The sequence below is a fragment of the Actinotalea ferrariae genome, assembly GCF_019733465.1.
GTDB classification, from domain to species: Bacteria; Actinomycetota; Actinomycetes; order Actinomycetales; family Cellulomonadaceae; genus Actinotalea; species Actinotalea ferrariae_A.
The window spans coordinates 1-3,797 of sequence record NZ_JACVQL010000341.1 but is presented as its reverse complement, the minus strand read 5'-3'; the positions used below and the strand labels follow the sequence as shown (position 1 = coordinate 3,797).

Genomic DNA, 3,797 nt, shown 5'->3' with positions numbered 1-3,797 from the left:
TCGCACGTCCGGGTCCTCCCGGACGTGCGACGGTCAGGTCGGCTTGCGCTCGCGCAGGTCGACGTCGAGCACGACCTGCGTGCCGCCGCTCTCCCGGGCGCTCCAGTCGATCCGGCCGCGGAGCTCGTTGCGCACGAGGGTGCCGACGATCTGCGTGCCGAGCCCCGCACCCGGCCCCGGCGCACCGCCCTCGGGCGGGAGGCCGACGCCGTCGTCGGCCACGATCGCGCGCAGGTGCGTGCCCGAGCGCTCGGCCGTGATCTCGACCGTCCCGGTGCGTCCGCCGGCGAACCCGTGCTCGACCGCGTTGGTCACGAGCTCCGTGAGGACGAGCGCGAGCGCCGTCGCGTCCTCGGCCGGGACCATGCCGAAGGTCCCCGTGCGCACCGTCCGCACCGAGGCGCCGGCCGACGCGACGTCTGCCGCCAGGCGCAGGCTCCGGTCGACGAGCGTGTCGAAGTCGACCGTCTCGTCGAGCGTCTGGGACAGCGTCTCGTGAACCTGGGCGATCGTCGTCACGCGCCGCATCGCCTCGCCGAGCGCCGCACGGCCCTCCTCGGACGTCATCCGGCGCGACTGGAGCCGCAGGAGCGCCGCGACGGTCTGCAGGTTGTTCTTCACGCGGTGGTGGATCTCGCGGATCGTCGCGTCCTTGGTGATGAGCTCGCGCTCACGCCGGCGCAGCTCCGAGACGTCGCGGCACAGCAGCACCGCCCCGATGCGCTGCCCCTGCTCGGTGAGCGGGACCGCACGCAGCGAGAGGCACACGCCGCGCGCCTCGACGTCCGTCCGCCACGGCGCTCGTCCCATGACGACGAGCGGCAGGGACTCGTCCATCGCCGAGCTCTCCTCGAGCAGCTCGGTCGTCACCTCCGCGAGCGACCGGCCCACGAGCGAGCCGAGCACCCCGAAGCGGTGGAAGCAGCTGAGCGCGTTGGGGCTCGCGTAGAGGACCTCGCCCTCCGAGTTGAGCCTGATCAGGCCGTCGCCCACGCGCGGGGCGCCGCGGCGCGGGCCGGTGGGCGCGTTGGGCGTCGGGAACTCGCCGCGCGAGATCATGGCGACGAGGTCGTCGGCGGACTCGACGTAGTTGAGCTCGAGCCGGCTCGGCGTCCGCGCGCCGCCGAGGTTCGTCTGCCGCGCGACGACGGCGATCGGCCGCCCGCCGTGCACGACGGGCACCGCCTCCTCGCGCACCGCGTACGTGCCGAACCAGCGCGGCTCGCGCGAGCGCTGGATCCGGACCTCGGCCAGCGCGCGCTCGAGCTGCGGCCGCTGCCCCTCGGGCGCGCTGCTCCCGACGATGTCGTCGTAGTGGACGGTCGCACCCGTCGAGGGCCGGGCCTGCGCGACGGCGACGAAGTCCCCGGACCGCGTCGGCAGCCACAGCACGAGGTCGGCGAAGGCGAGGTCGGAGATGAGCTGCCAGTCCCCGACCAGCAGGTGGAGCCACTCGACGTCGGCCGGGCCGAGGTCGGCGTGGCGCGAGACGAGGTCGCTCAGGGTGGACACCCGCGAAAGCCTAGGTGCACGCGGGTGCACGAGGGCGTCAGGCGATAGCCTCAGCACACACCCATGACCCGGAGGCACCGGTGCACCTGTCCGCCCACGCCCGCTACGACGCCGACCTCGAGACCGTCGTCCGGATGCTCGCCGACGAGGAGTTCGTCGCCGCGAAGGTCCGCGCGTCGGGAGCGCTGTCGCAGCAGGTCGACGTCGTCGGCGGTCCGGCCGAGGCGTTCACCGTGACCACGCGCCGCCAGATGCCGACGGACGGCATCCCGGCCCAGTTCCGCTCGCTCGTCGGCGCGAGCCTCGAGGTGCGTCAGGTCGAGGCGTGGGAGCCGCCGGCCGCGGGCGAGCGACGCGGCACCGTGGTCGTCGAGATCCTCGGCGCCCCCGTCCGGCTGACCGGCACGCTGCAGCTCGTCCCCGGCGACGACGGCGCCACGGTGCAGCGGTTCGAGGGCGACCTCAAGGCCTCCGTCCCCCTGTTCGCGGCGGCGGTCGAGCAGGCGACCGAGCAGGCCGTCCGTGCGGCGATCGCGGCCGAGGAGCGCACGGCCGCCGAGTGGCTGCGTCGTTGAGGCCGGCGTCCCCGTGACGCATGCCGCCTCCCGTCACCGTCGCCGGCCGTGGCCGGGGCGGTTGACACGCCTCCCGCGCCGCGGCGAGACTTCCTCCGGGGTGGGACCGCTCTCATCGATGCGGTCCGCCCCTCTCGCGCAGGAAGGACATCGCCGATGACGGCAGACCTCCGCCCCGGCGGCACCCTGTCCGCGCCGGGAGTGCCGCACGCGCCGACGCTCGAGGAGGTGGCCGAGCGCGCGGGCGTGTCCCGGTCGACCGCCTCGCGCGCGATCAACGGCGGGCTCAAGGTGAGCCCCGAGGCGCAGGCCGCGGTGGACGCCGCGGTCGCCGAGCTCGGGTACACCCCGAACCGCGCGGCCCGCTCGCTCGTGACCCGCCGCACGGACTCCGTCGCCCTCGTGGTGCCCGAGCCCGACGAGAAGGTCCTCACGGACCCCTACTTCGCCGGAACGCTCCAGGGCCTCAGCGCAGCCTTCGTGCAGACCGAGATCCAGCTCATCCTCCTCATCGCGCGCAAGGGCGAGGAGGCCCAGCGGACCGGTCGCTACCTGCGCAACGGCCACGTGGACGGGGCCGTGATCGTGTCCCACCACCGTGATGACGCGCTCGACTCGGTGCTCGCCGAGTCGAGGCTGCCGTGCGTGTTCGTCGGCCGCCCGTGGTCCGCCCCGCGGCCCATGCAGTACGTCGACGTCAACAACTACCTGGGTGGGCGCCGGGCGACCGAGCACCTCATCGCGCGCGGCTGCCGGACCATCGCGACCATCGCCGGACCGCTCGACATGGCCGCGGGCGTCGACCGCCTCGCCGGCTGGCGGCAGGCGCTGCAGGACGCGCGGCTCTCCGACGAGGCCATGGTCCGCGGCGACTTCACGTCGGCGAGCGGCGCAGCCGCGATGGAGCGCCTGCTCGAGGCGCACGCCGGCATCGACGGCGTCTTCGCGGCGTCCGACCTCATGGCGGCCGGCGCGCTGAGCGTGCTCGCGAAGCGCGGCCTGTCCGTGCCCGGCGACATCAAGGTGATCGGGTTCGACGACCTCGGGGTCGCCGCGTCGACCGCGCCGCCGCTCACCACCATGAGCAACCCCGTGGTCGAGATGAGCCGCGTCGCGGGTGAGCTGCTGCTCGAGCAGATCGCCGGGCAGACGACGTCGTTCGAGCCCCGCATCTTCGGGGCCGAGGTCGTCGTCCGCGAGTCCGCCTGACGCCCGCGTCCGTGCCGGGGCCTGCGCCGGGGTCGGGAGCCGCGGGGCCGGGACCCGCAGGGTCCGGGGGCCGACCGGAGGGGCCTCGGCTCGCCCGGCGCCTCGGCCTGCTCGACGCGACCGGCCTCGGGGTCGGCGCCATGCTCGGCGCGGGCGTCTTCGTCGCCTTCGCCCCCGCGGCCGCGGCCGCCGGGACCGCCCTCCCGCTCGCGCTGCTGCTGGCGGCCGTGGTCGCCGGGCTCAACGCCGACTCCTCGGCGCGGCTCGCCGCGGTGCTGCCGACGTCGGGCGGCGCGTACGCGTACGGGCGCGCGCGGCTCTCCCCCGCGGCCGGCACCCTCGCCGGCGTCGCCTTCCTGCTGGGCAAGACGCTGAGCGCGGCCGCGATCGCCACGACGGTCGGCGCGTACGCGTGGCCGGAGCACGGGCGGGCGGTCGCGGTGACGGTCCTGCTCGCGCTCACGGCCGCGGCCTGCGCGGGCATCCGGCGCGGCGCGCGTG

Annotated in this window: 3 protein-coding genes and 1 pseudogene; 3 read left to right on the top strand and 1 reads right to left on the bottom strand. The window is 75.5% G+C overall.

Features of this window, described 5'->3' with window-relative positions:
* Nucleotides 1-33 precede the first annotated feature (33 nt).
* On the bottom strand, nucleotides 34-1,512 hold the full coding sequence (locus ICW40_RS19345; RefSeq protein WP_308121921.1) for a sensor histidine kinase: 1,479 nt from the start codon (nucleotides 1,510-1,512) through the stop codon (nucleotides 34-36).
* Nucleotides 1,513-1,592: 80 nt separating this feature from the next.
* On the opposite strand from ICW40_RS19345, the gene ICW40_RS19340 reads away from it, so the two are divergent.
* The 3 genes and pseudogenes from ICW40_RS19340 to ICW40_RS19330 all read left to right on the top strand — a co-directional run.
* The gene (locus tag ICW40_RS19340; protein ID WP_308121920.1) at nucleotides 1,593-2,087 is read left to right on the top strand and encodes a DUF2505 domain-containing protein; all 495 of its coding nucleotides are present in this window, start codon (nucleotides 1,593-1,595) and stop codon (nucleotides 2,085-2,087) included.
* A 156-nt stretch (nucleotides 2,088-2,243) separates the two neighbouring features.
* On the top strand, nucleotides 2,244-3,296 hold the full coding sequence (locus ICW40_RS19335) for a LacI family DNA-binding transcriptional regulator (RefSeq protein ID WP_221655615.1): 1,053 nt from the start codon (nucleotides 2,244-2,246) through the stop codon (nucleotides 3,294-3,296).
* A 140-nt stretch (nucleotides 3,297-3,436) separates the two neighbouring features.
* Nucleotides 3,437-3,797: pseudogene (locus ICW40_RS19330) on the top strand (amino acid permease); the annotation flags it as partial.

What these genes read in the sequence shown, in the direction of transcription:
- ICW40_RS19335 (WP_221655615.1), top strand. Translation starts at nt 2,244, where the DNA reads ATGACGGCAGACCTCCGCCCCGGCGGCACCCTGTCCGCGCCGGGAGTG.